The following is a 23,368-nucleotide window of genomic DNA, read 5'->3' on the forward strand; positions in this document are numbered from 1 at the left end:
GATCGGGCCTGTCCGCATGCTGAACACCACCCGAGGGAGCATCGCCCGTGCCCGGTGAGAATCTGTCCCGTGACGAGGCCCGGGAGCGGGCCGCCCTGCTGTCCGTCGACGGGTACGAGGTGTCCCTCGACCTGCGCTCGGCGGTCGGTGACCAGGCCGGGGACGGTCCGCGCACCTTCCGGTCGGTGACCACGATCCGCTTCCGGTGCAACGAGCCGGGGGGCACGAGCTTCGCGGACCTCATCGCGCCGAGCGTCACGGCCCTCTCGCTGAACGGCCGGGACCTCGATCCCGGTGAGGTCTTCGACGGCTCCCGGATCGTCCTGGAGGACCTGGCCGCCGACAACGAACTGGTCGTCGACGCCCAGTGCGCCTACTCCCGCACCGGCGAGGGCATGCACCGCTTCGTCGACCCCGAGGACGGCGAGGTCTACCTCTACACGCAGTACGAGCCGGCCGACTCCCGCCGCGTCTTCGCCAACTTCGAGCAGCCGGACCTCAAGGCGCCCTTCCGCTTCGAGGTGCGGGCGCCCGAAGGATGGACGGTGTGGAGCAACGGGGTCGGCTCGCAGAGCGACGGCGTCTGGCGGTTCGCGGAGACCAAGCCGATCTCGACGTACATCACGTGTGTGGTGGCGGGGCCGTACCACTACGTGACGGACTCCTACGAGCGCGTCCTCGAGGACGGCACCCGGCTGGAGATCCCCCTCGGCGCCCTGTGCCGCAAGGGGCTCGCCCCCCACTTCGACTCCGACGACGTGTTCCTCGTCACCAAGCAGGGCCTGGACTTCTTCCACGAGCACTTCGACTACCCGTACCCCTTCGGGAAGTACGACCAGGCGTTCGTGCCCGAGTACAACCTCGGCGCGATGGAGAACCCGGGGCTCGTGACCTTCCGCGAGGAGTTCATCTTCCGGGGCAAGGTGACCCAGGCGTCCTACGAGGGCCGGGCCAACGTCATCCTGCACGAGATGGCCCACATGTGGTTCGGCGACCTGGTCACCATGGTGTGGTGGGACGACCTGTGGTTGAAGGAGTCCTTCGCGGACTTCATGGGCACCTTCGCCAACGTCGGCGCGACCCGCTTCACCGACGCCTGGATCACCTTCGCCAACCGTCGCAAGGCCTGGGCCTACCGCGCCGACCAGCTGCCCTCCACGCACCCCATCACCGCCGACATCCGCGACCTGCAGGACGCCAAGCTCAACTTCGACGGCATCACCTACGCCAAGGGCGCCTCCGTACTGAAGCAGCTCGTCGCCTACGTCGGCCAGGACGCGTTCCTGGAGGGCGCGCGGCGCTACTTCAAGCGGCACGCGTACGGCAACACGCGCCTGGGCGATCTGCTGTCGGTGCTGGAGGAGACCAGCGGGCGGGACATGGGCGCGTGGTCGCGGTCCTGGCTCCAGACGGCCGGGGTCAACTCCCTGACTCCCCAGGTGCTGTTGAACGCCGAGGGCCGGGTCGACGAGCTGGCGGTCGTGCAGGAGGCGGCGGAGTCGCACCCGGAGCTGCGGCCGCACCGGGTGGCGGTGGGCCTGTACCGGCGCTCCGGCGGGGGCGCGCTGGAGCGGTACGCGCGCGCCGAGGTGGACGTCGACGGCCCGCGTACGGTCGTGACGGAGCTGGCCGGTGCCGAGGCGCCGGAGCTCGTGCTGGTCAACGACGACGACCTGACGTACTGCAAGACCCGCTTCGACGCGGGCTCCCTGGAGACCCTGAAGGCGGGACTCGGTGACCTCGCCGACCCGCTCGCCCGCGCCCTGTGCTGGTCGGCGCTGTGGAACATGACCCGGGACGCGCTGCTGCCCGCGCGGGACTTCGTGGAGCTGGTGACGCGGTTCGCGGGGCGCGAGTCGGACATCGGGGTGCTGCAGATGCTGCACGCCTGGGCCGACGGTGCGGTCACGCACTACGCGGCCCCCGACTGGCGTCCGCGCGGCGCGGCACTGCTCGCCGAATGTGCCGAGCGCGAGCTGCTGGAGCGGGCCGAGCCGGGCAGCGAGCCCCAGCTGGCGTGGGCGCGCTTCTTCGCCCGCACGGCCGAGGACCCGGGCGGCTTCGACATGTTGCAGGGGCTGCTTGACGGCACGACGACCGTGCCGGGTCTGAAGGTCGACCAGGAGCTGCGGTGGGCGTTCCTGGAGCCGCTCGTCGTGCACGGGTTCGCCGACGAGAAGGCGCTGGAGGCCGAACTGGCCCGGGACGACACCGCGTCCGGCAAGCGCCATCAGGTGCGCTGCCTGGCCGCGCGTCCGTCGGCGGCGGTGAAGGCACAGGGCTGGGCGCAGATCGTGGAGTCGGACGCGCTGTCCAACGCGCTGGCCGAGGCGACGATCGCGGGCTGGCGGCAGCCGGCCCAGCGGGAGCTGCTCGCGCCCTACACGGAGAAGTACTTCGCGGTGCTCGAGCGGATCTGGCAGGACCGCTCGATCCAGATCGCGATGAACGTCGTCTCCGGGCTGTTCCCCTCCCTCCAGGACTCGCGGGCGACGCTGGACGCGGCCGACGCGTGGCTGGCGGCGCACGAGAACGCGGCGCCGGCGCTGCGCAGGCTGGTGCTGGAGGGGCGGGACGATCTGGCGCGGGCGCTGCGGGGGCAGGAGTGCGACGCGCAGGCCGTCAACACCGTCAACACCGAGTGACCTTTGGCCTGAGCTTGGGCGCCTGGTAGCCGTTACGAAATACGGTCAATAGGAGCCGTAACCCCTGGGCCTACCCGAATGGACCAGGGGTTTTCGGTCCCTACTCGGCACCCGAACACCCGTCCTTTAGGACTACCTTGTCCGCATTTGTCGACAGGCGTGTAACAGCGGTTATCGGGCGGTCCGAAGGCGGGAATCTCCGTCGCATGAACCACAACACCCCGGTCCCCCCGCTCTCCCCCCGCCCCCTGCGTCACCTCTCCGAGGTGCACCGCCGTGTCGTGACGGCCGGCCGGCTGCGCACGACCGGCGTCTCGGCCGCCGAGGCCAACGAGCAGTGCCGGCCCGGCGGCCCCTGGCAGCAGATCCTCCCGGGCGTCTTCCTGCTCCACCCGGGCCCGCCGACCAGCGAGGAGCGGCTGCACGCGGTGCTGATGTACGCGGCACGGGAGCAGACCGCCGGGGTCCCGACGCAGCCGGGTGCGGAGGAGCCGCACCGCCCGGTGTACGCGGACGCGATGATCACCGGCCTCGCGGCGCTGACGCTGCACGGCTTCAGCTCGACCCCGCCGCTGCCCTCCCTGGACCGGATCGACGTCCTGGTCCCGAGGATGCGCCGGCTGCGCTCGGCGGGCGGCACGCGGATCGTCCGCACCTCGGCGCTCCCCGCCGCCGAACAGGTCACCGGCGTCCCGGTCGCCCCGGTGCCGCGCGCCCTCGCCGACGCGGTCACCGAGCTCACGGACGCGGGCGCGGTGCGCCGGCTCCTCACCGAGGCGGTACGCGGCGGCCACTGCGAACCGGCCGCGGTCGTGCGGGAGTTGAGCAATGCCAAGCTGCTGAGCCGCCCGCACGTGGTGGACGCGGTGGACTCCCTGCTCGCCGAGGGCCGTGCCATCGCGGAGGACCGTCTGTACCGCATGGTCCAGGAGTACGGCCTCCCCGACCCGGTGTGGAACGTCGACCTGAGGCTGCCGGGCGGCCCCCACCTGGGCGGCCTGGACGCGTACTGGCCGGAGCAGGCGGTCGCGGTGGAGCTGGACACCCGGGCACCTCGCCAGGGTCACCGGGAGGACGACGACGCGCTCTGGTCCGAGTACGCCCGCAAGCGCGAGCACCTGGAGCGGCTCGGCATCACGGTCGTCCACATCACCCCGCGCAAACTCCGGGACGCGATGGACCAGCAGGCGACGGTGATCCGTACCGCCCTGATGGCCTCCGGCGACCGGGATCCCGCCGCCTATGTCGTGGTGCTGCCCCGGTAGCGACGGACCGGGGCGGGACCAGGAGGGGGGAGGAGGGGTCACGGCACGAGGGGAGCCGGGGCCCCTCCTCGTGCCGTGGGGCCGGGCGGCTACTCGCCGCAGAACTCCGCGTCGATCACCGCGTCGGTGTCCCCCGACCAGTCGCCGTTGAAGTTGAAGGCGAGGGAGTGCTTGCCGTCGGCGGTGGTCACGGCCACGGAGGTCGAGCCGTGGATGCCGCCGTCGTGGCCCCAGACGTGGACCCCGCAGCTGAGCTCGCGGTCGATGAGAGCGAGGCCGTAGCCGGCGTTCGGGAGGCCCTCGATGGCCACCGTGGTCTTCATCTCCTTCAGCTGCTTCGGCGGGAGCAGCCGGCCCTTCAGCAGGGCCGTGTAGAAGCGGTCCAGGTCGGCCGAGTCGGAGATCATCTCGCCCGAGCCGTAGGCCAGTGCCGGGTTCAACTCGGTGACGTCGTACGTCGGCCCCGTCGCCGTCTCCGCGAGCTTGGAGTAGGCGCGGCTGCTGGGTTGCGGGACGGTGACGCGGGTGCCCGGCACCGAGGTGCCGGTGAGACCGAGGGGCTCGATCACCCGGGAGCGGATCTCCTCACCGTACGGCCGCCCCGTGGCCTTCTCGATCACCTGCGCGGCCAGGGTGTAGTTCGTGTTCGAGTACGACCAAGAGGTGCCCGGCGCGAACTCGGGCTTGTGGGACATGGCGATCGCGATCAGGTCCCCGGGCGTCTTACGGTCGTACCGGTGCTCGAAAAAGCCGTCCTTGAGGAAGTACGTGCGCGCGAACGTCTCGTCGGCGGTGTAGTTGAAGATCCCGCTGGTGTGGTTGAGAAGCTGCCGGACGGTGATCCGGCTGCCGTCGTGGCCGTTGCCGTGGACCACGCCGGGCAGCCACTTCTCCACCGTGTCGTCGAGCGACAGCCGTCCCTCCGCCTCCAGTTGGAGCAGCACGGTGGAGACGAAGGTCTTGGTGATGCTGCCGACGCGGTAGCGGTCGTCGGCCGAACGCGGAGCGTGCGTCCTGAGGTTGCCGACCCCGGCGGTGGTCGACCAGGTGCTCCGGCCGTCCTTCGCGGTGAGCGTCACCCCCGGCACGCCGTCCTTCACAGCGGCGCGGACGGCCTGCCGGGTCGCGCGGTGATTGTCAGTGGCTCCGGTGGCCTGCGCCGCCATCGCCGGGGCGGCGAAGCCGGCCGTGAGCGCCACCGCCGTCGTCGCCACCGCCACGGTCGTACGTACGGTCATGTCTTCCCCCTGTCCGGACACGCTCGGCGAGCGTGATCGGCGGGAGAGACCCGGACCGGGAGGGAAAGGTTGAGGCGGTACGGCCGGTTGAGCCGTTTTCAGCCCTTCTTCAGGATCAGCTCGGTGTTCCGGTCCCCCGCACTGCCGCCGAGCTTGTTGCTGGAACCGGGGGCGTTGTAGGCCAGTTCGCGGTAGAGGGCCGCGAGGCCGGTCTGGGAGAGGTCGGCGAAGTCGGTGCGGTGGGGGGCCGCGGACTCGACCAGGGTGGTGAAGACCGAGATGGTGCCGTCCTTGTTGTCGGCCAGCTCGACGACCCGGGCAAGGTGCGGGAAGTCGATGTGGGAGGCGGTGGAGATCTCCCAGAAGGAACGGCCGCCCGAGGCCCGGTGCGGCGTGATCACATTGCGGTGGATGTGGCCGTTGACCCAGGCCAGGACGTTGCTGTGGCTCGCGAGGAGGGCGACGACCTCCTGGCCGTTGTGCCGGCGCTCGCCGGGGTGGGCCGGGTCGGGGCGGGTGTTGTCCATCGAGTCGCTGGTGTGGTGACTGAAGACGACGGCGAAGGAGTCCTTGTTCTCCCGCAGCGTCCGGTCCAGCCACCGCAGTTGCCCGGTGCCGATGGAGCCCTGGTAGTGGCCGCCCGGGTCGGTGGTGTCGAGGCTGATGCCGATGACGTCGTCGGCGATGCGGAAGCTGTAGTACTGGGTGCCCGCGTCGAGGTTGGCGGTGGAGTAGCCGTGGCCGACCGGGCCCACGCCCCGGTGCGCGGGGTCGAGGTGGGCCGTGAGGTAGTCGCGGGCGGTGTAGGGGGCGCGCCGCTCGTCGGGGGTGACCGAGCGCATGCTGCGGGCGTGCGCCTTGAGCAGGTCGCGGAAGGCGTGACCCTGCGGGTCGGAGGCCTTGCGGATCAGGTCCTGGAGCTTCTTCGCCTCGGACGCGGGCAGCGACATGAGCTTCTTGCCGCCGACGGCGTACTCGGCGAGCCAGGAGTCTCCGTGGCCGTAGCAGCCGAGCGGCAGGCTGTCGTGGTTGCCGACCGTGGAGTACCAGGGGATGGTGAGGCCGGGGCTGTTCAACTGGCGTATGGCGGCGGCGAGATAGCCGTGCAGATGTGGGAAGCCGAGCTGCTTGTCGGCGTCGCGGGTGGTCGAGTCGGGCTGCCAGTACTGCTTGAGGCCGCTGTTCTGGACGCCCTCGTAGTGGCGCGGGTCCCCGGAGTTTGGGGTGATCCGGCCGCCGCTCATGACGGTCAGGAACCAGTCGAGTTCGGTGCGGGAGTTGTTGTCGGTGTTGTCGCCGGTCGTCATGGCGAACTGGAGCGGGGCGCCGGTGGCGGGGGCGCCGCGCAGCGCGTTGATCCGTTCGACGAGCGAGATCGCGCCCGGCACGGTCAGCGCCTCCTGGGGCCGCCAGGCGTGCACGTCGGTCGAGCGCAGGTACTCCAGGCGCATCGGGTGCTGGCTGTCCATCAGGTGCAGGTCGGTGAGCTGTACGAACGCGGCCAGCGCGGTACGGCGGCCGGCCCGCCCGGTCTTCGGGGCGGCGAGGTCGGAGCGCACCTTGCGGCTCCAGCCGGGACCGTTGCCCAGGCGCCGGTAGCCGGAGCCGGTGCGCGGGGCGGCGACGGAGGCGACGGTGGTGCCGCGGGTGTACGGGGCGAGGGGGACCTGGACCGGGGCGGCGGCCCGGTGGACGGCCTGGGCCACCGGCGCCTCGGCGGCACCGGTGGTCGTGGCGGCCTGGCTGTCGGTGGGCCGCAGGGCGTGGCCGACGCCCGCGGAGACGACGGCCGCGCCCGCGGCGGCGAGGACGGTACGGCGGTGGACCACCGGCGTGGCGCCGGCGACAGAGCGTGTGCGCGACATGGCGCGATCTCCCCGAGTGCGAACTGCGTCGGCAGTGGTCGCGGGAGTCACTGCTGCGAATTTCCCGCTCGCTCTGGATGCTTGGCACCGGGAATGGCCTGCGCGTGAACGAGACGGCAACGCGCAACGCCGATCACCGTACGTGGATCTTGGCCCACCCCGCGCGTTCGGGAGCGCTCGCCGAACGGCCCGGGGGTGGTCACTCCGTGTTCATCTCGCGGGGTACGACACCTATTCCCCTGGCCGGCCGGACACCGGCCGCTCCCGCCACAGCCGTAGGCCGAAGTCGACCATGGGCACTCGTTCCAGCGCGGGTACCGCGTCCAGGTCGTGCCACGCGGCCATGTCCGTGGAGCCGCCGACCTCGAAGCGCAGCTCCCCTCCGGTGACCCGGGCTTCGTACATGAGCCCCACATTGTGCTGGTCGACGGTGCGGCCGAAGCGCCGCCGGGACGGGAAGCGCACCGACCGCACCCCGAGCATTCCGGTGACCTCGACGTGGTAGCCGGTCTCCTCCGCCACCTCCCGCAGGACGGTGTCGTAGGGGTCCTCGCCGTGCTCCATGCCGCCGCCGGGCAGCGTCCACGCCGGGCTGCCGTCGTTGAGCCACCGGGCGAGAAGGACCTGTCCGTCGCGGACGCATATGGCGTAGGCCGCCACCCTCAGTTTCTCGCGCATACGGGCAAGTTAGTCCGCCGGGTCCGGATTGGCCGGTGAGTATTCGGGTGCGGACCAGCGCAGGGGAAGCGCCGACGGGGTCTCGACGGCCCCCCGTACGGTGAAGCGGACCCTGCGCTCCGGGCCGAACTCGGTGGTCGCCTCCCCGGTCAGCTGGAGGGTCGTGCCGGTCGTCCAGTCGAGGAACAGCAGGCCGGCCCGGGGGTCCGCGGTGAGGTTGCCCAGGGTGAGGAACATCGAGTTGCCCGGGTAGTCGCGCCAGCTGAGCTCGCCCGGTGAAACGACGCGCACGAAGCCGGGGTTGCCGCCCCGGTGGCTGACATCGGCGCCGCCCTCGTGCACGGAGGCCAGGAAGAAGGTGTCGGCCGCCGACACGAACTCCGCCTGCTCGGAGGTCAGTTCACTGCCGTGCCGCGCGGCGCCCCGGTGCCGGTCCGCGACGATCTCGTACGCCTGCCTCTTCTGCAGGTACTTCGGGCAGTTGGAGAACACCTGGTCGGCCTCGATCGCGAACCCCCGTGCCGTGGGCCCGAGTCGGCCGTTGAGGCGCATCCGGCGGCGGGTGCGGGGGTCGAGGGCGATCGTGCCGACAGGGGTGCCGGGGGTGGTGAAGGCCGTCGCGAGGGGGTCGGACGGGAGCCATCCGCCCGCGACCGAGACGCGGTCCGGGCCCGTCGCCCTGACGAAGCCCGGTTCCCCCGTGAGCGGGGACGCCCAGACCCGGCCCGTCGAGGGGTCCGCGGCACCGGCGACCAGCAGGGGCTGGAGCTCCAGGAAGGCCGCGGCGACCTCCCGGATGCCCCGGCCGACCGAGCGGCCCACGTGATCCGCCTGCTCGCGCACTCCCACCCGGTCCTGCACGGCCCGCGAGCCCGCGTGATAGATCCCCATGGCTCCCACGGCTAGAAGAACCCGCAGGTCGGGGCCGTACCGGAGGGTGCCGGCGCGTCCTCGGCACCGCTCGGCACAAAGATCTCCAGGCGGGTGCCGTCGGGGTCGTGGAAGAAGATGCCGCCCGACCCGGCGCCCTCGCGGTGGGCGACCACACCCTCGTGGGCGAAATCCGCCCCGTACGCCCGCAGCGCCTCCTCGTACTCCCTGACGCGGTCGATCGAGTCCGCCTCCAGGGCGAGGTGATGCAGGCCCGCACGGTCGGATCCGTACGGCTGCTCCGCCTGCTGCCAGAGGGTCAGAACGAGAGTGTCGCCGTCGCCGAGGAAGGCGTACCGGCGGCCCTCCTCCTTGCCCTCGGCGAGGGGCGTGAAGCCGAGGACGTCCCGGTAGAAGGCGAGCGAGCGGTCGAGGTCGGTGACGTTCAGGCCGATGTGGCCGGTGCGCAAGGTCACGACTGTCCCCTTCATCGTGGGTAACCCGAACGATTAACCCTTGTAATCGACTTTAGAGGTTAGAAGCAAGAGGTGCAACCAGTCACGTACGCTTGAGTGGTTAGCACGGAAGGGAGCCCCGCATGTCCGCCCCCCGCGATCCCCGCCCGCTCACCGGCGAACCGCTCGCGCTCGATCTGCTCAACACGCGGTGGATGAGCGAGGGGACCCTCCAGGACCTCCTCACCGACGTCGACGGGCTCGCGGTGTGGCTCGACTCGACCGGACTGAGTGACGGTCACACCCCCGACGCCGCGATGCTGCGACACGTCCGGCAGGCCCGGGAGGCGCTGCGCACGGCGGTGGACGGGTCACCGGAGGAGGGGGCACCGCTGGTCGACGCCGTGCTGGAGCACGGGCGGATCAGGATTGCGCTCACCCTCCAAGGCCCGGTCGAGCACCCGGAGTTGAGCGACCCCGCCTGGGGGCCCGGGTGGCTCGCCGCCCGCGACTACCTGGAGTTGCTGAGCACCGCGCCGGACCGGATCCGGTCATGCGCCCACGATTCGTGCGTACTCCACTTCCTCGACACGTCGAGGAACGGCACCCGGCGCTGGTGCTCGATGGCGACCTGCGGCAACCGGGCGAAGGCGTCCCGGCATTACGCGCGCACGAAGGACGCCTGAAAAGGCATCCCCAAGGGCCCATGGGGTGAATTGCCCGCTTTCTCATGCCTCTTCACCGATGTCCCCAAAGGGCATCGCGGGTTTTCCCCATACACCCATATCGATTCGGTCAACTCTCCCTAAACATCCTTCCCATGCGTAAAGCTGTGCGGTCATCCGGGGTCTTCTTCCGGATCACCGTGGCCAGGTCCGATCGGATCCGGTCACACACCCGCTCGTTCCTTTACCTACAAGGGATGCCGATGACCCTCACCCCCCAGCACGCTCCGATATCGGGCGCGAGACGTGTGGCGCGCATAGCGGCGGCCGCGGGACTGGTCGCCGCGCTCTCCGCGGCGGGGCCGATACCCATGGCCTTCTCCGCCGAGGCGGGCACCACCCCCGCGGCGTCGGACCCGGGCCTGAAGTCCGCCGACGAGAAGCTCGGTTCGGACGACGCCGACGCGCTCGCCGAGGCCAAGGCCGACGGCGCCAAGAACATCACGCTGATGGTCGCCACCGCCCCCGGGAAGACCGAGCAGGTCGCCGAGGAGCTGGACGCGGTCAAGGGCGGCCTGGTGGGCCTCACGTACGACAAGCTCGGTTACGTCCGGGCGACCGTCCCCACCGCGAAGGCGGACTCGGCCATCGCCGGCGCCGCGAAGCTCTCCTCCGTGCACGGCATCGACGTCAAGCAGGACATCCCGCTGGACGACCCGACGCCGAGCGCCGACACCGCGAAGGGCGCCGCGCACAAGGCCGCGAAGACCTACCCGGCGCCGAGCGCGAAGACCCCCGCCGAGAACCCGTACAACCCGTCCTTCGAGACGGGCGCCGTCGACTTCGTGAAGGACCACCCGAAGGCGGACGGCCGCGGGGTCACCATCGGCATCCTGGACTCCGGCGTGGACCTCGGCCACCCGGCGCTGCAGAAGACCACCACCGGTGAGCGGAAGATCGTCGACTGGGTGACGGCGACCGACCCGGTCTCCGACGGTGACGCCACCTGGCGGCGCATGACCACCTCGGTCTCCGGCCCGAGCTTCACCTTCGACGGCCGCACCTGGACCGCACCCGCCGGTTCCTACCAGGTCAACCTGTTCCGTGAGGCCGCGACCGCGGGCGGCGACGCCAAGGGTGACGCGAACCGGGACGGCGACACCACCGACACCTGGGGCGTGCTGTACGACAAGGCCGCCGGGACCGTCAGGGTCGACCTGAACAACAACCAGAACTTCGCCGACGACACGCCGATGAAGCCGTACAAGGACGGCTACCAGGTCGGCTACTTCGGCACCGACGACCCGTCGACGGACGTCGCCGAGCGCCAGCCGTTCGTCGTCGAGATCCGCAAGGACGTCGTCTACGACGCCGCGGGCAGCAAGGCCGACTACGTCAACATCGGTGTCATCGAGTCCGAGCACGGCACCCACGTCGCCGGCATCACCGCCGCCAACGGCCTGTTCGGCGGCCGGATGAACGGCGCGGCCCCGGGCGCGAAGCTCGTCTCCTCCCGCGCCTGCACCTGGACCGGCGGCTGCACCAACGTGGCGCTGACCGAGGGCATGATCGACCTCGTCGTCAACCGCGGCGTCGACATCGTCAACATGTCGATCGGCGGCCTGCCCGCGCTCAACGACGGCAACAACGCGCGCGCCGAGCTCTACACGCGCCTCATCGACACCTACGGCGTCCAGCTGGTGATCTCCGCGGGCAACTCCGGCCCCGGCGCGAACACCATCGGCGACCCGGGCCTGGCCGACAAGGTCATCTCGGTCGGCGCGACCATCTCCAAGGCGACCTGGGCCTCCAACTACGGCTCCGCCGTGGAGAAGAAGTACGCGATGATGCCGTTCTCCTCGCGCGGTCCGCGTGAGGACGGCGGCTTCACGCCGACCCTGTCCGCCCCGGGTGCGGCCATCAACACCACGCAGACCTGGCTGCCGGGCTCCCCGGTCGCCGAGTCGGGCTACACGCTGCCGGCCGGCTACTCGATGCTCCAGGGCACCTCGATGGCCTCGCCGCAGGCCACGGGCGCGTCCGCGCTGCTGATCTCGGCCGCCAAGCAGAAGCACCTCGCGCTGACGCCGGCCACTCTGCGCACCGCCCTGACCTCGACCGCCGACCACATCAAGGGTGTGCAGGCGTACGAGGAGGGCGCGGGCCTCATCGACATCGTGGACGCCTGGGACGCCATCAAGGACGGCGCCACCGCTCACGACGCCGTGCCCAATAACTACACCGTGAAGGCCCCGGTCGACACCGCGATCGACCAGCTCCTGAAGACCCCGGGCTACGGCACCGGTCTCTACGACCGCGAGGGCGGTCTGAAGGCCGGTCAGAAGAAGACGTACGACGTCACCATCACCCGTACGTCCGGCGCGGACAAGGCGCTCCTCCACACCCTGCACTTCCACAACAACGCCGGTGGCACCTTCCGGATCCTCGGCAAGGACGACATCAGGCTCCCGCTGAACCAGCCGGTGACCGTCAAGGTCCAGGCCCAGTCGAAGTCCGCGGGCCTCAAGAGCGCGATCCTGGTCGTCGACGACCCGAAGACCGAGGGCCTCGACCAGCAGATCCTCACCACGGTCGTCGTCTCGGCGCCGGTGAAGTACACCTACACCGCGTCGAACACCGTGCAGCGCAACAGCACCCAGTCGTACTTCGTGACCGTGCCCGCGGGCGCCAAGTCCCTCGAAGTCGCGATCGGCGGGCTCAAGGACAAGAGCCAGACCCGCTTCATCGCCATCCACCCCTACGGCGTCCCTGTCGACAACACCGGCACCCCGTACTGCTACAACAACTACCTCGACGGCAACGGCTGCAAGCCCGACGCCCGTTCCTACGCCGACCCGCAGGCCGGTGTCTGGGAGATCGAGGTCGAGTCGCGCCGCACCTCGCCGCTGCTCGACAACCCGTACAAGCTGGACGTCGCCGTCTACGGCGCGCTCTTCGACCCGGAGACCGTGACCGTCCCCGAGGCCAAGGTCGGCACCCCGGCCACCGCCTCCTGGAAGGTGACCAACACGCTCGCCGCGATCGACGGCAAGCTGGCCGGCGGTCCGCTCGGCTCGTCCAAGACGGCCCGCCCGACCATCGCCGAGGGCGCCACCCAGACCACCACGGTCGAGGTGTCCGCGGGCGCGAAGTCGCTCGACGTCGCCATCGGCAACGTCTCGGACGTCTCCGCCGACCTGGACCTGACGGTCTACGACGCGGCGGGCACCGTGGTCGGCACGTCCGCCGACGGCGACTCGGAGGAGGCCGTCTCGGTCGCCTCGCCCGCCGCCGGCACGTACACCATCGAGGTCGCCGGCTACTCGGTCCCGGCCGGTTCCACGGCGTACGACTACCAGGACGTGTTCTTCTCCAGCACCCTGGGCACCGTCACCGTCCCGGACGCGCCGGTGAAGCTCGCCACGGGCGCCTCGACGACCGTCTCGGGCAGCGTCACCGCCCTGGCGGCCGCGCCGGAGGGCCGTGAGTTCTTCGGCCAGGTCAGCCTCGTCAACGCGCGCGGCACGGTCGCGGGCGTCGGCAACGTGAAGATCGAGAAGGTCACGCCGTAACACTTCTCCGTACGGCGGCAAAGGGGCGGGCGTCCGATGGGCGCCCGCCCTTTCTCGTGCCCTAGCAGGCGAGCCCGCGCGAGGCCGGGAGCGAAGCGGTGATCCAGGCCCGCTCCACGGCGATCTCCTGCTCCCCGACCGCCCAGTGGTCGGGGCTCGGCGAGCCCTCGGTCACGCCGAACAGGACACGGGTGCCCTTGGCCAGGGGTTCGGGGAGGTCGTACTCACGGATCACGTAGGTGAGGTGGGCGAGGCCCCGGGTCGGCTTGTAGTAGTGGGTGACCTGCACGGTGACCTGGAGTTCGCCGGTGCTGGGGACCCGCTTGACCACGGTGACCTCGCCCTCGGCGACCGTGGTGGCACAGGCCAGGTAGGCCGGGCTGCCGAAGCGGACGCCGGCTTCCGCCTTGGAGGACCCCGAGTCGGCCGAGCTCAGGCTGTTCGCACCGTTGTGCCCTGCGAGCCAGCCGAGACCCGTGACGACACCGGCGACGGCGGCCGCCGCGAGGGTGCCGAAGGCCAGCACGCGGGCGCGACGACGGGCCGCGAGGGGCCGTCGTGGCGGCACGGGTTCCGCGACCGGTGCGGCCTCCGTCAGCGTCTCGCCGATGATCCGCAGCTGCTCGCGCAGGAGGGCGACATCGGCCCGGGCCGAGCGGTGCTCGGCGAGGAAGGCCGGGTCGTCGGCGGCGCTCCCGGGCAGCGGTTCGTCGGTGATGGCGGCCATCAGGGCGTCGAGACCGTCGTGTTCCGCGGTCATCTCACACCACCTCGTCCTCGTGCAGGCGGGCGCGCAGGGCCCGGACCGCCGTGTGCAGGCGGCTTTTGACCGTGCCCTCCGGGACGCCCAGCTCCTGGGCGATCGAGCGCACCGGCAGATCGGCGAAGAACCGCAGCACGACGACCTGGCGCTGCTGGTCGGGCAGCTCGTCCAGGCCCTGCGCGACGGCGAGGGAGAGCACGCTGGTGTCCTCCCCGGAGGGGTGCTCGTGCTGGCGCAGCGAGGCCAGCCGCTCCCCCAGCCGGTCCTGGCGCTTTTTGGCCCGGTGCCAGTCCATGGCGAGGTTGGAGGCGACGACGGCGGCCCACGCGGACACGTCCCGTGGCGCCTCGTACCCCTTCGCCGCCCGCTCCAGCAACCGCAGGCGGACCTGCTGCACCCCGTCCGGCAGGTCCGCCTGCGGCACTCCGCCCAGGGCGAGCACGGCCCGCACCCGGCGTTCCTGCGCCGCGTCCAGGGGGTCCTCCCGCTGTTCCCCCTGGCCACGGCGGGCGATTCCGCGCAGCACAGACACCCTCCCCTCACCGCGTTTCCTCTACGACGCCGCAGGGTGCGGAAACGTTCGGCGGATCCCCGGGAAATTGTCCAGAGGCGTACATCACACGCTCAGGCGTTCCATTCCTCGGGCATGGAGCGCAAAGAATTGGACAGGGAGCCCCGGGTCGGCCGCATGATGGAAAAGCCTCGGTCACGTGCGAAGAGATAGGGAGTCACCGTGAGGGTCGGAATCGTCGGAGCCACCGGTCAGGTCGGCACGGTCATGCGCAGGATCCTCAAGGAGCGCGACTTCCCGGTCACGGAGCTGCGCCTGTTCGCCTCGGCCCGCTCCGCCGGGACCGAGCTGGACGGTGTGACGGTGGAGGACGCGGCGACGGCCGACTACGCCGGCCTGGACATTGTGCTGTTCTCCGCGGGCGGCTCGACCTCGAAGGCGCTGGCCGAGAAGGTCGCCTCGCAGGGCGCTGTCGTGATCGACAACTCCTCGGCCTGGCGCAAGGACCCCGAGGTCCCGCTGGTCGTCTCCGAGGTGAACCCGCACGCCATCACGGACCGCCCCAAGGGCATCATCGCCAACCCGAACTGCACCACGATGGCCGCGATGCCGGTCCTGAAGGTGCTGGATACCGAGGCGGGCCTTGAGACGCTGATCGCCACCACCTACCAGGCGGTGTCCGGCTCGGGCCTCGCGGGCGTGGCGGAGCTGCACGGCCAGGTGCAGAAGGTCGCCGCCGACGCGGACAAGCTCACCCACGACGGCGGGGCGGTCGACTTCCCCGAGCCGCAGGTCTACAAGCGGCCCATCGCCTTCAACGTCCTGCCCTTCGCCGGCAACCTCGTCGAGGACGGCCTGAACGAGACCGACGAGGAGCAGAAGCTCCGCCACGAGTCCCGCAAGATCCTGGAGCTGCCCGAGCTGAAGGTCTCCGGCACCTGCGTGCGCGTCCCGGTCTTCTCCGGCCACTCCCTCCAGGTCAACGCCCGTTTCGCCCGCCCGATCACCCCGGAGCGCGCGACGGAGCTCCTGGCGGGCGCCCCCGGCGTGACCCTCTCCGACATCCCGACCCCCCTGCAGGCCGCCGGCCAGGACGCCTCCTTCGTCGGCCGCATCCGCCGCGACGAGACGGTCGACCACGGCCTCGCCCTGTTCATCTCCAACGACAACCTCCGCAAGGGCGCCGCGCTGAACGCGGTGCAGATCGCGGAGCTGGTGGCGGCCGAGCTCAAGGGCTAGGCCGGGGGCCTGCGCACCTCGTAGAGGAAACAGCCGTACTCGACGGCCCGGACGTGGACCAGTGCCACGGACGGGTCGTCGAACGCGTTTCGGAAGGCGTCGTCGTCGGGAGCCTCGACCAGCTCACCGCCGAGGATGCGTCCGTCGGCGGAGTACCGCCGCACCGTCCGGTGAGCCTGGGCGAAGGGGTACCCGTCGCGCCCGTCCGGCCCGGCGCACTCGTCGGCGTGGATGAAGACGGGCCCCTGTTCGTCGTACGCCCCGGGCCGGGCGCCGGTCTCGGCCGCCCAGCGGCGCAGGGGGGCGTAGGAGACGAGCGCGATCCGCTCGCCGGGCGCACTGCGGCGCAGACAGCAGCGGAGCGGGGCACCGCCCTCCTCGTCCGTGAAGGGGGCCGGGGAGCGGCCGGCGTCGTCGGTGGTGCGGAGTTCCTTGAGGGCGGCGAAGTCGACGGGGCGTGCGGTGTAGGTCGTCATGGGACCAGGCTGACGCGGCCGAGCACGGATGACCGGCGGAAATCGGACGTGGCGCCCCCGCAACCGCAGGGTAATCCCCCGATCCGTGGGAGGCAGTTCGTGGAAGGATGACCGAACCGCCGAACCCACACATAACGAGGAGATGACCGCGTGCCTGGCACAAACCTGACTCGCGAAGAGGCGCAGCAGCGGGCGAAGCTGCTGAGCGTCGAGTCCTACGAGATCGATCTCGACCTCTCCGGCGCGCAGGAGGGCGGTACCTACCGGTCCGTGACCACGGTGCGCTTCGACGTGGCCGAAAACGGAGCCGAGTCCTTCATCGACCTCGTCGCTCCCACGGTCCACGAGGTCACGCTGAACGGGGACCCGCTCGACCCGGCGGAGGTCTTCGCGGACTCCCGTATCGCCCTGCCGGGCCTGCTGGAGGGTCGCAACATCCTGCGGGTCGTCGCCGACGCCGCGTACACCAACACCGGTGAGGGCCTGCACCGCTTCGTCGACCCGGTCGACCAGCAGGCCTATCTGTACACGCAGTTCGAGGTGCCGGACGCCCGCCGCGTCTTCGCCTCCTTCGAGCAGCCCGACCTGAAGGCCACCTTCCAGTTCACCGTGAAGGCGCCGACCGGCTGGACCGTCATCTCCAACTCCCCGACGCCGGAGCCGAAGGACGACGTCTGGGTCTTCGAGCCGACCCCGCGGATCTCGTCGTACATCACGGCCCTGATCGTCGGCCCGTACCACTCCGTGCACAGCGTGTACGAGAAGGACGGCCAGTCCGTCCCGCTGGGCATCTACTGTCGCCCCTCGCTCGCCGAACACCTCGACTCGGACGCCATCTTCGAGGTGACCCGGCAGGGCTTCGCGTGGTTCCAGGAGAAGTTCGACTACGCGTACCCGTTCAAGAAGTACGACCAGCTGTTCGTGCCGGAGTTCAACGCGGGCGCGATGGAGAACGCCGGCGCGGTGACCATCCGCGACCAGTACGTCTTCCGGTCCAAGGTGACCGACGCGGCGTACGAGATGCGCGCCGAGACCATCCTGCACGAGCTGGCCCACATGTGGTTCGGCGACCTCGTGACCATGGAGTGGTGGAACGACCTGTGGCTGAACGAGTCGTTCGCCACCTACACCTCCATCGCCTGCCAGGCGTACGCCCCGGACAGCCGGTGGCCGCACTCCTGGACCACGTTCGCCAACTCCATGAAGACGTGGGCGTACCGCCAGGACCAGCTGCCGTCCACGCACCCGATCATGGCGGAGATCCGCGACCTGGACGACGTGCTGGTCAACTTCGACGGCATCACGTACGCCAAGGGCGCCTCCGTCCTCAAGCAGCTCGTCGCCTACGTCGGCGAGGACGAGTTCTTCGCGGGCGTACAGGCGTACTTCAAGGCGCACGCGTACGGCAACACGCGCCTGTCCGACCTGCTGGGCGCCCTGGAGACCACCTCCGGGCGCGACCTGAAGTCCTGGTCCAAGGCGTGGCTCCAGACGGCCGGGATCAACGTCCTGCGCCCCGAGATCGACACGGACGCGAACGGTGTCATCACCTCGTTCGCGATCCGTCAGGAGGCCCCGGCGCTGCCCGCGGGCGCGAAGGGCGAGCCGACGCTGCGGCCCCACCGCATCGCGGTCGGCCTGTACGAACTGGACGACGACAGCGGCAAGCTGGTGCGTGACGAGCGCGTCGAGCTGGACGTCGACGGCGAGCTGACGGCCGTACCGCAGCTGGTCGGCAAGCGCCGCCCGGCGGTCGTGCTTCTCAACGACGACGACCTCTCGTACGCCAAGGTCCGCCTCGACGAGCAGTCCCTGGCCTTCGTCACCGAGCATCTCGGCGACTTCGAGTCCTCGCTGCCGCGCGCGCTGTGCTGGGCGTCGGCGTGGGACATGACGAGGGACGCGGAGCTCGCGACCCGCGACTACCTCTCCCTCGTGCTGTCGGGCATCGGCAAGGAGTCCGACATCGGTGTCGTGCAGTCGCTGCACCGGCAGGTGAAGCTGGCGATCGAGCTGTACGCCGCCCCCACCGCCCGCGAGACCCTGCTGACCCGCTGGACCGACGCCACGCTGGCCCACCTGCGGTCGGCGGTGGCGGGCAGCGACCACCAGCTGGCGTGGGCGCGGGCGTTCGCGGCGACGGCCCGTACGCCGGAGCAGCTGGACCTCCTGGAGGGGCTGCTCAACGGGTCCCAGGTCGTCGAGGGCCTGGCCGTCGACACCGAGCTGCGCTGGGCGTTCGTGCAGCGGCTGGTCTCGGTGGGCCGTTACGACGAGTCGGAGATCGCCGCCGAGTACGAGCGGGACAAGACGGCGGCGGGTGAGCGCCACGCGGCGACCGCGCGTGCCTCGCGGCCCACCGAGGAGGCGAAGGCGGAGGCGTGGGCGCAGGTCGTCGAGTCCGACAAGCTGCCCAACGCGGTCCAGGAGGCCGTCATCGGCGGCTTCGTCCAGACCGACCAGCGTGAGCTGCTCGCGCCGTACACGGACACGTACTTCGCGGTGGTCAAGGACATCTGGGAGTCCCGCTCGCACGAGATCGCCCAGCAGATCGCGGTCGGCCTCTACCCGTCGCTCCAGGTCTCCCAGGAGACTCTGGACAAGACGGACGCCTGGCTGGCCTCGGCCGAGCCGAACGCGGCCCTGCGCCGGCTCGTCTCCGAGTCCCGCGCGGGCGTGGAGCGCGCGCTGAAGGCCCAGGCGGCGGACGCGCAGGCGGCTCAGTAGGACAGCGGGGAGGCGGGTGGCCCCGGTCATCCGCCTCCCAGACACACCAGCCGGGCCGTGTGCAGCATCGTCCGCACATGCACCCCGGTCTGCGCGGCCACCGGCACCCAGCGCAGGTCGTAGGTCTTCTCCAGCTCCTGGCACCACTCGCGGACCAGGTCGTCGAGGACCTCGGTGGTCCGGGGCTCGGTGCGGGCCAGGGCGCGGCTCGCCATCGCCGCCACCCTGAGCGGGATACGGCGGGCGGAGATCCCCCGGGTCGCGAAGTGGCCGTGGAACCGCCGGGGTTCCTCCGCGGCCCAGCCCGCCACGATCGACGGCGCCACGTCGAGGAGTTCCCGCGCGGCGTCCCGCAGCGGCGCCAGCTCCTGCGGTACGGCCGTGTCGAGCCGTGTCCCGAGGACGGCCGTCAGTTCCCGGGTCCGGCCCAGCAGCACCTCGCCCAGCCGCGCGGCCTCCCGGTGGGTGCTGTTGTCGCGCGAGGTGAATGAGAGTTCGTCCGTCGAATGTGTGACCTTTGCGGGTAGGGCTCGTTGGGTGTGGTGAGCGGGTTGTCGAAGGGCTGTATGGGGGGTGTGGGGTGGGCGGGTTGCGGGAGCTGGCGGCGTCGTTCGTCGTGCCCGGCCCTGCCGGGGTGGCGGTCCGTACGAGGCTCAAGCAGCTGACGCCCGCCGATGAGAAGGTCCTCGCGCTGGTGGGCGCGCACCTCGGATCCCTCGCCTCCCGGGATCTGAAAATGCGGTGCGGGCAGGGCCTGGAGCATTCCGCACAGACGTGGGCAGCCCGTAAGCGGGCTTTGACGGCGGTGTCGTCGTCCCGGTGGGCGGGTTCGCTCACCAAGGCCACGCATGATCAGTGGGCGCTGGCCCGCCCTGGTCAGCTCGCGCACATCCAGTCTCTCGCCGTGGACCCGGCCTACACCTCCAAGTGGGGCGCCCAGCACTGGCAGAAGCCCCTCACCAGCACAAACCGCAAGACGACCCGGGACGACGCTGCCGCCGTGGCGATCGGCAGGCGCGCCCAGGGGCACCCGATCCGGCGACGGACGGCACCGCCCCCTCACGACCGGAGTGATCGTGCGGGGCATCGGACCGTCCAGGCCGACCGGCGTGTCCCTGGGGGTGAGGGACCCCGCCCTCCCGTTCCCGAACCACGCACCAGATGCGTGCCGCCGGACCGCGGAGCGAACGCGGGCAACCAGAACGCCCAACACCGTTCGGAGCGTTCGGCTGAGCATGAATCCTGGCAACAGGACTCACTCCCGCTCAGTCTCTAGGAACGGTGGAGCCAGGTGCTGTCGGCGACGAATCCGCTCGGGTCGCGTTCGCCCTCGCCGTGGCCGTCGGGCAGCACCAGGACACCGGGCGGGTCGAGCCGCCAGCCTGGGCCGTCGACGGGGTGCCGGTCGACGGGGACGCGCAGGTGCGCCGCCGTCCCGCGGAAGGCGTCCGCGGCGCCGGGCGCCTCCCGTGTCGTCATCACGAAGGCACCGCCGAACTCGATGCCGTGCAGGGTGAACTGGGCGACCGGCCGCAGCTCGTCGAGGAGCCGGACGAGCGCGGCCGACTCGGGCAGCGGCTCACCGGGAGGCACGGGCAGGGACTCCGGCTGGCGGGCGAACGCGGGCCGGTAGAAGTGTCGGTGACACTCCGTCAGTGACGGCTCCGGCTTCTCCGGCTGCCAGCCGTGCGCGAGGTGCGCCCCGTCGGGGACCCGGCAGAGCAGGAAGTGCCAGGTGCCGTCAAGGAGTTCGAGCACGCGGGGCGGCGGGAGAACAGGGCGGCGAGCCGCAACGCCGAGTCCCCGCCGACCGGTTCGTTGGCGTGGGCGCCGGACACGGTCAGGATGTGACGGTCGCCGTGTCCGGCGGACAGCAGCCACAGCGGGCGCCCCTCCCGGCTCTGCCCGACCTGACTGAGCCGCAGCAGGGCGGGGGCGGCGCGGACGAGCGTGCGGGCCGTTCGCTCCAGTTCGTCGACTGCCGGATAGAGCGAAGTCCGCACGCTTCTTGTCCAGCGGGCGCCTGCCGCGGTGCCGGGGCCGCGGGCTCAGACGGACACCATCCCGCCCGTCGCGTTGACGAACGTGCCGGTGATGCCGCCCGCGTGGTCGGAGGCGAGGAACACCGCGGTGGCGGCGACCTCGGCGAGGGTGGGGTTGCGGCGGGTCATGCGCATCCCGGCGAGTTGGTCGATGATGCCCCGCACGGCCCCCTCGTCGATGGCGGGATTGACGGCGGCGAGCTTCTCGACGGTGAACGTCTCGGGCACCCCGGCCACCCACAGTCCCACCGCCCGCACCCCGCGCGGCCCCAGCTCGATCGCCAGGTTGCGCACGAGCGTGTCGATCGCCCCGTCCGCGGGGCCGGTGCCGCCCATCATCGGACTGCCGTGCGCGGAGCCGCTGTTGAGGGCGAGGATCACTCCGGATCCGCGTGCGGCCATCCGGCGTCCCGCGGCCCGGGCGGTGAGGAAGTTGGCGCGCAGACCGTTGGTGACCGGCCGCAGGAAGTCCTCGGCGGCCATGTCGACCAGCGGCGCGCCCTGCACGTCGCCGCGCGTGACCAGGTTGATGGAGATGTCGATGTCCCCGACCTGTTCGGCGTGCGCCTCCACGGCCACCTCGTCGAGCGCGTCCACGACGGCGATCTCGGCGTCCTTGATGTCGGCGGCCACCGCCTCCAGGGAGGCACGGGTGCGGCCGACGAGGTGGACCCTCGCGCCCTGCTCCGCGAAGGCACGGGCGACGGCACCGCCGATGGAACCGCCGGCGCCGTAGACGATCGCGGTCTTGTCGGTGAGCAGCATGGTGAACTCCTGGGAAGTGGTGTGTACCGGGTGTACCGGGTGACATCCATGCAGACGTACGACTCCCCGGATGCTCATCGGTCGCGAGGTCGCGAGGTCGCAGGCGCACAGCGTCACAGGCGCAGGGGCAGCCCGAACGCCGGGAAGAGGTGCGGCTCGAAGGAGGTGATCTCCACGATCCGGTCGCCCCGGCCCCGCGTGTCGAAGCGCAGGACGTCCAGCACCTGGGCGCGGTAGACGCTCGTACCCGGTCTGCGGACGTAGTTCCCCACCGCGAGCTGCCCGTTGGCGCGGGCGGGCAGGCTGCGCCAGTGGCCGAGGAAGGCCGGTGAGGCGGGGTCGAGGCTGACCCGCACGAAGTCGACGAGCGCGTCCCGGCCGGTGAACCAGAACGGGTTCGGCGGCATGGTGAGGACCACGTCCTCGGCGAGCAGCGCGGTCATCGCGTCGAGGTCGAGACGCTCGACCGCGGCCATGTACCGCTCCAGTACGGCCTGTTGCGCTTCTGTCGGCTCCGCGGGCCGCCAGTCGGAACGCTCCCGGGGCAGGTGCGCGCGCAAGGTCGGCCGGGCCCGTTGGAGCGCGCTGTTGACCGAGGCCACGCTCGTCTCCATGGCCTCGGCGGTCTCCGCGGCGGTCAGTCCGAGGGCGTCCCGCAGGATGAGGGCGGCCCGCTGCCGGGCGGGCAGATGCTGGATCGCGGCCAGCAGGACGAGCTCCAGGGTTTCCCGGGAGACGGTGGCCGTCTCCGGCAACTCGCTGTCGGCGACGGGGAGTTCGTCGTCGGGGTAGGGCTGCAGCCAGGTGATCCGGGCGGGCGGCTCTCCCTCGCCGTGGTTCATCCCCGGCACCGGCTCGTAGCGCTGCGGGCGGCGCGCGGTCCGGCGCAGCAGATCCAGACAGGCGTTGGTGGCGATCCGGTACAGCCAGGTCCGCGCACTCGCCCGCCCCCGGAAGCCGTCCCGGGCCCGCCAGGCCCGCAGGAAGGTCTCCTGCACGAGGTCCTCGGCCTCGTCGTAGGACCCCGTCATGCGGTAGCAGTGCACCTGGATCTCACGACGGTACTGCTCGGTGAGGGCGCCGAAGTCGGTTTCGGTGAGTTGCGTAACGGGGGTGGGCGTGACGGAATCCCCGGTGTCCTGGGGGCCCTGGGTGTCCTGGGTGGTCTCGCGTACCGTCCGGGCCACCCGCCTCAACCGTGCGACGGACTCCGACAGTTCGGTGACGGTCGAGTAGAGGGCGTCCGTGGGCCGGGGCGCCAGCCGGCCCGCCTGGCGCCCGATGTCGTCGATGAGCCCCTGCACGGTGAGGCTCGGCGGCTGCCGCCGTTCCCGGTAGGCCTTCTGGCGGCAGGCGGCGGAACAGTAGACGGAGCCGCGTCCGGTACGGCCGGCTCGCGCGGCGAGCGGCTTCCCGCACACCGCGCAGACGTCTGTGGCCACGTGCGCCTCCGGGAGTTTCGTAACGCGATGCCGGAGTGACGTTACAACGCCCCATGCCAGAGCCTGGCGGTGATCCCGCTCAACAGAACCGAACGACGACCGAACGGACGGCTATGCCCCCAGCTGCCCCGCCACCGTCGCCCCGAAGGC

At 71.1% G+C, this 23,368-nt stretch carries 20 protein-coding genes; 7 read left to right on the top strand and 13 right to left on the bottom strand.

The annotated features are described in order from the left end of the window. The first annotated feature begins 47 nt into the window (after positions 1-47). Complete coding sequence (gene pepN, locus ACIRP7_RS01065; RefSeq protein ID WP_403652142.1) at positions 48-2,645, top strand: aminopeptidase N; 2,598 nt, start codon at positions 48-50, stop codon at positions 2,643-2,645. A gap of 206 nt (positions 2,646-2,851) precedes the next feature. After that, entirely contained in the window at positions 2,852-3,910 is a 1,059-nt protein-coding gene (locus tag ACIRP7_RS01070; RefSeq protein ID WP_403652145.1) for a hypothetical protein, read from the top strand. An 89-nt stretch (positions 3,911-3,999) separates the two neighbouring features. Here the strand turns inward: ACIRP7_RS01070 and ACIRP7_RS01075 are convergent, their stop codons facing one another. The 5 genes from ACIRP7_RS01075 to ACIRP7_RS01095 all read right to left on the bottom strand — a co-directional run bounded on the left by ACIRP7_RS01075 (position 4,000) and on the right by ACIRP7_RS01095 (position 9,037). Beyond that, entirely contained in the window at positions 4,000-5,148 is a 1,149-nt protein-coding gene (locus ACIRP7_RS01075; RefSeq protein ID WP_403652147.1) for a serine hydrolase domain-containing protein, read from the bottom strand. Positions 5,149-5,246: 98 nt separating this feature from the next. Next, positions 5,247-7,013, bottom strand: a complete 1,767-nt coding sequence (locus ACIRP7_RS01080; protein WP_403652150.1) for a TIGR03767 family metallophosphoesterase — start codon at positions 7,011-7,013, stop codon at positions 5,247-5,249. Between the two features lie 231 nt (positions 7,014-7,244). Beyond that, on the bottom strand, positions 7,245-7,691 hold the full coding sequence (locus ACIRP7_RS01085) for an NUDIX hydrolase (RefSeq protein ID WP_403652153.1): 447 nt from the start codon (positions 7,689-7,691) through the stop codon (positions 7,245-7,247). A gap of 9 nt (positions 7,692-7,700) precedes the next feature. After that, complete coding sequence (locus ACIRP7_RS01090; protein WP_403652156.1) at positions 7,701-8,582, bottom strand: pyridoxamine 5'-phosphate oxidase family protein; 882 nt, start codon at positions 8,580-8,582, stop codon at positions 7,701-7,703. Positions 8,583-8,593: 11 nt separating this feature from the next. Next, positions 8,594-9,037: a VOC family protein gene (locus ACIRP7_RS01095; protein WP_403652159.1), complete on the bottom strand. Its 444-nt coding sequence runs from the start codon at positions 9,035-9,037 to the stop codon at positions 8,594-8,596. A gap of 122 nt (positions 9,038-9,159) precedes the next feature. Here ACIRP7_RS01095 and ACIRP7_RS01100 point away from each other — a divergent pair, with 122 nt between their 5' ends. After that, positions 9,160-9,702 carry a CGNR zinc finger domain-containing protein gene (locus tag ACIRP7_RS01100; RefSeq protein ID WP_403652161.1) on the top strand — a complete coding sequence of 181 codons (543 nt, stop codon included), beginning with the start codon at positions 9,160-9,162 and terminating at the stop codon, positions 9,700-9,702. Between the two features lie 242 nt (positions 9,703-9,944). Further along, complete coding sequence (locus tag ACIRP7_RS01105) at positions 9,945-13,253, top strand: S8 family serine peptidase (protein ID WP_403652164.1); 3,309 nt, start codon at positions 9,945-9,947, stop codon at positions 13,251-13,253. Between the two features lie 61 nt (positions 13,254-13,314). On the opposite strand, the gene ACIRP7_RS01110 is transcribed toward ACIRP7_RS01105, so the two are convergent. Both ACIRP7_RS01110 and ACIRP7_RS01115 read right to left on the bottom strand, forming a co-directional pair. Beyond that, positions 13,315-14,013, bottom strand: a complete 699-nt coding sequence (locus tag ACIRP7_RS01110; protein WP_403652167.1) for a hypothetical protein — start codon at positions 14,011-14,013, stop codon at positions 13,315-13,317. A gap of 1 nt (position 14,014) precedes the next feature. Continuing rightward, positions 14,015-14,542: a sigma-70 family RNA polymerase sigma factor gene (locus tag ACIRP7_RS01115; protein ID WP_403652170.1), complete on the bottom strand. Its 528-nt coding sequence runs from the start codon at positions 14,540-14,542 to the stop codon at positions 14,015-14,017. Positions 14,543-14,749: 207 nt separating this feature from the next. Between ACIRP7_RS01115 and ACIRP7_RS01120 the strand changes: the two genes are divergently transcribed. Next, a complete protein-coding gene (locus tag ACIRP7_RS01120) occupies positions 14,750-15,766 on the top strand; it encodes an aspartate-semialdehyde dehydrogenase (RefSeq protein ID WP_403652173.1) in 1,017 nt (338 codons plus the stop codon). Here ACIRP7_RS01120 and ACIRP7_RS01125 read toward each other — a convergent pair. Next, positions 15,763-16,242: a DUF1203 domain-containing protein gene (locus ACIRP7_RS01125; protein WP_403652175.1), complete on the bottom strand. Its 480-nt coding sequence runs from the start codon at positions 16,240-16,242 to the stop codon at positions 15,763-15,765. The genes ACIRP7_RS01120 and ACIRP7_RS01125 overlap by 4 nt on opposite strands. Before the next feature lie 150 nt (positions 16,243-16,392). Here ACIRP7_RS01125 and pepN (ACIRP7_RS01130) point away from each other — a divergent pair, with 150 nt between their 5' ends. After that, on the top strand, positions 16,393-18,969 hold the full coding sequence (gene pepN, locus ACIRP7_RS01130; protein ID WP_403652178.1) for an aminopeptidase N: 2,577 nt from the start codon (positions 16,393-16,395) through the stop codon (positions 18,967-18,969). Between the two features lie 26 nt (positions 18,970-18,995). Here the strand turns inward: pepN (ACIRP7_RS01130) and ACIRP7_RS01135 are convergent, their stop codons facing one another. Beyond that, positions 18,996-19,406, bottom strand: a complete 411-nt coding sequence (locus ACIRP7_RS01135) for a hypothetical protein (protein WP_403652182.1) — start codon at positions 19,404-19,406, stop codon at positions 18,996-18,998. A 143-nt stretch (positions 19,407-19,549) separates the two neighbouring features. Here ACIRP7_RS01135 and ACIRP7_RS01140 point away from each other — a divergent pair, with 143 nt between their 5' ends. Next, positions 19,550-20,245, top strand: coding sequence for a hypothetical protein (locus tag ACIRP7_RS01140; protein WP_403652185.1), 696 nt, complete (start codon positions 19,550-19,552; stop codon positions 20,243-20,245). Here the strand turns inward: ACIRP7_RS01140 and ACIRP7_RS01145 are convergent. The 4 genes from ACIRP7_RS01145 to ACIRP7_RS01160 form a co-directional block, all read right to left on the bottom strand. Then, positions 20,242-20,727: a hypothetical protein gene (locus ACIRP7_RS01145; RefSeq protein ID WP_403652188.1), complete on the bottom strand. Its 486-nt coding sequence runs from the start codon at positions 20,725-20,727 to the stop codon at positions 20,242-20,244. The genes ACIRP7_RS01140 and ACIRP7_RS01145 overlap by 4 nt on opposite strands. After that, positions 20,622-20,972: a M14 family zinc carboxypeptidase gene (locus ACIRP7_RS01150; protein ID WP_403652191.1), complete on the bottom strand. Its 351-nt coding sequence runs from the start codon at positions 20,970-20,972 to the stop codon at positions 20,622-20,624. The genes ACIRP7_RS01145 and ACIRP7_RS01150 overlap by 106 nt, the downstream gene beginning before the upstream one ends. A 45-nt stretch (positions 20,973-21,017) precedes the next feature. Then, positions 21,018-21,776 carry an SDR family NAD(P)-dependent oxidoreductase gene (locus tag ACIRP7_RS01155; RefSeq protein ID WP_403652195.1) on the bottom strand — a complete coding sequence of 253 codons (759 nt, stop codon included), beginning with the start codon at positions 21,774-21,776 and terminating at the stop codon, positions 21,018-21,020. Between the two features lie 113 nt (positions 21,777-21,889). Next, positions 21,890-23,218: a sigma-70 family RNA polymerase sigma factor gene (locus ACIRP7_RS01160; RefSeq protein ID WP_403652197.1), complete on the bottom strand. Its 1,329-nt coding sequence runs from the start codon at positions 23,216-23,218 to the stop codon at positions 21,890-21,892. Positions 23,219-23,368 lie beyond the last annotated feature (150 nt).

Origin of the sequence: Streptomyces sp. NPDC102270 (assembly GCF_044766405.1) — a bacterium.
GTDB lineage: Bacteria > Actinomycetota > Actinomycetes > Streptomycetales > Streptomycetaceae > Streptomyces.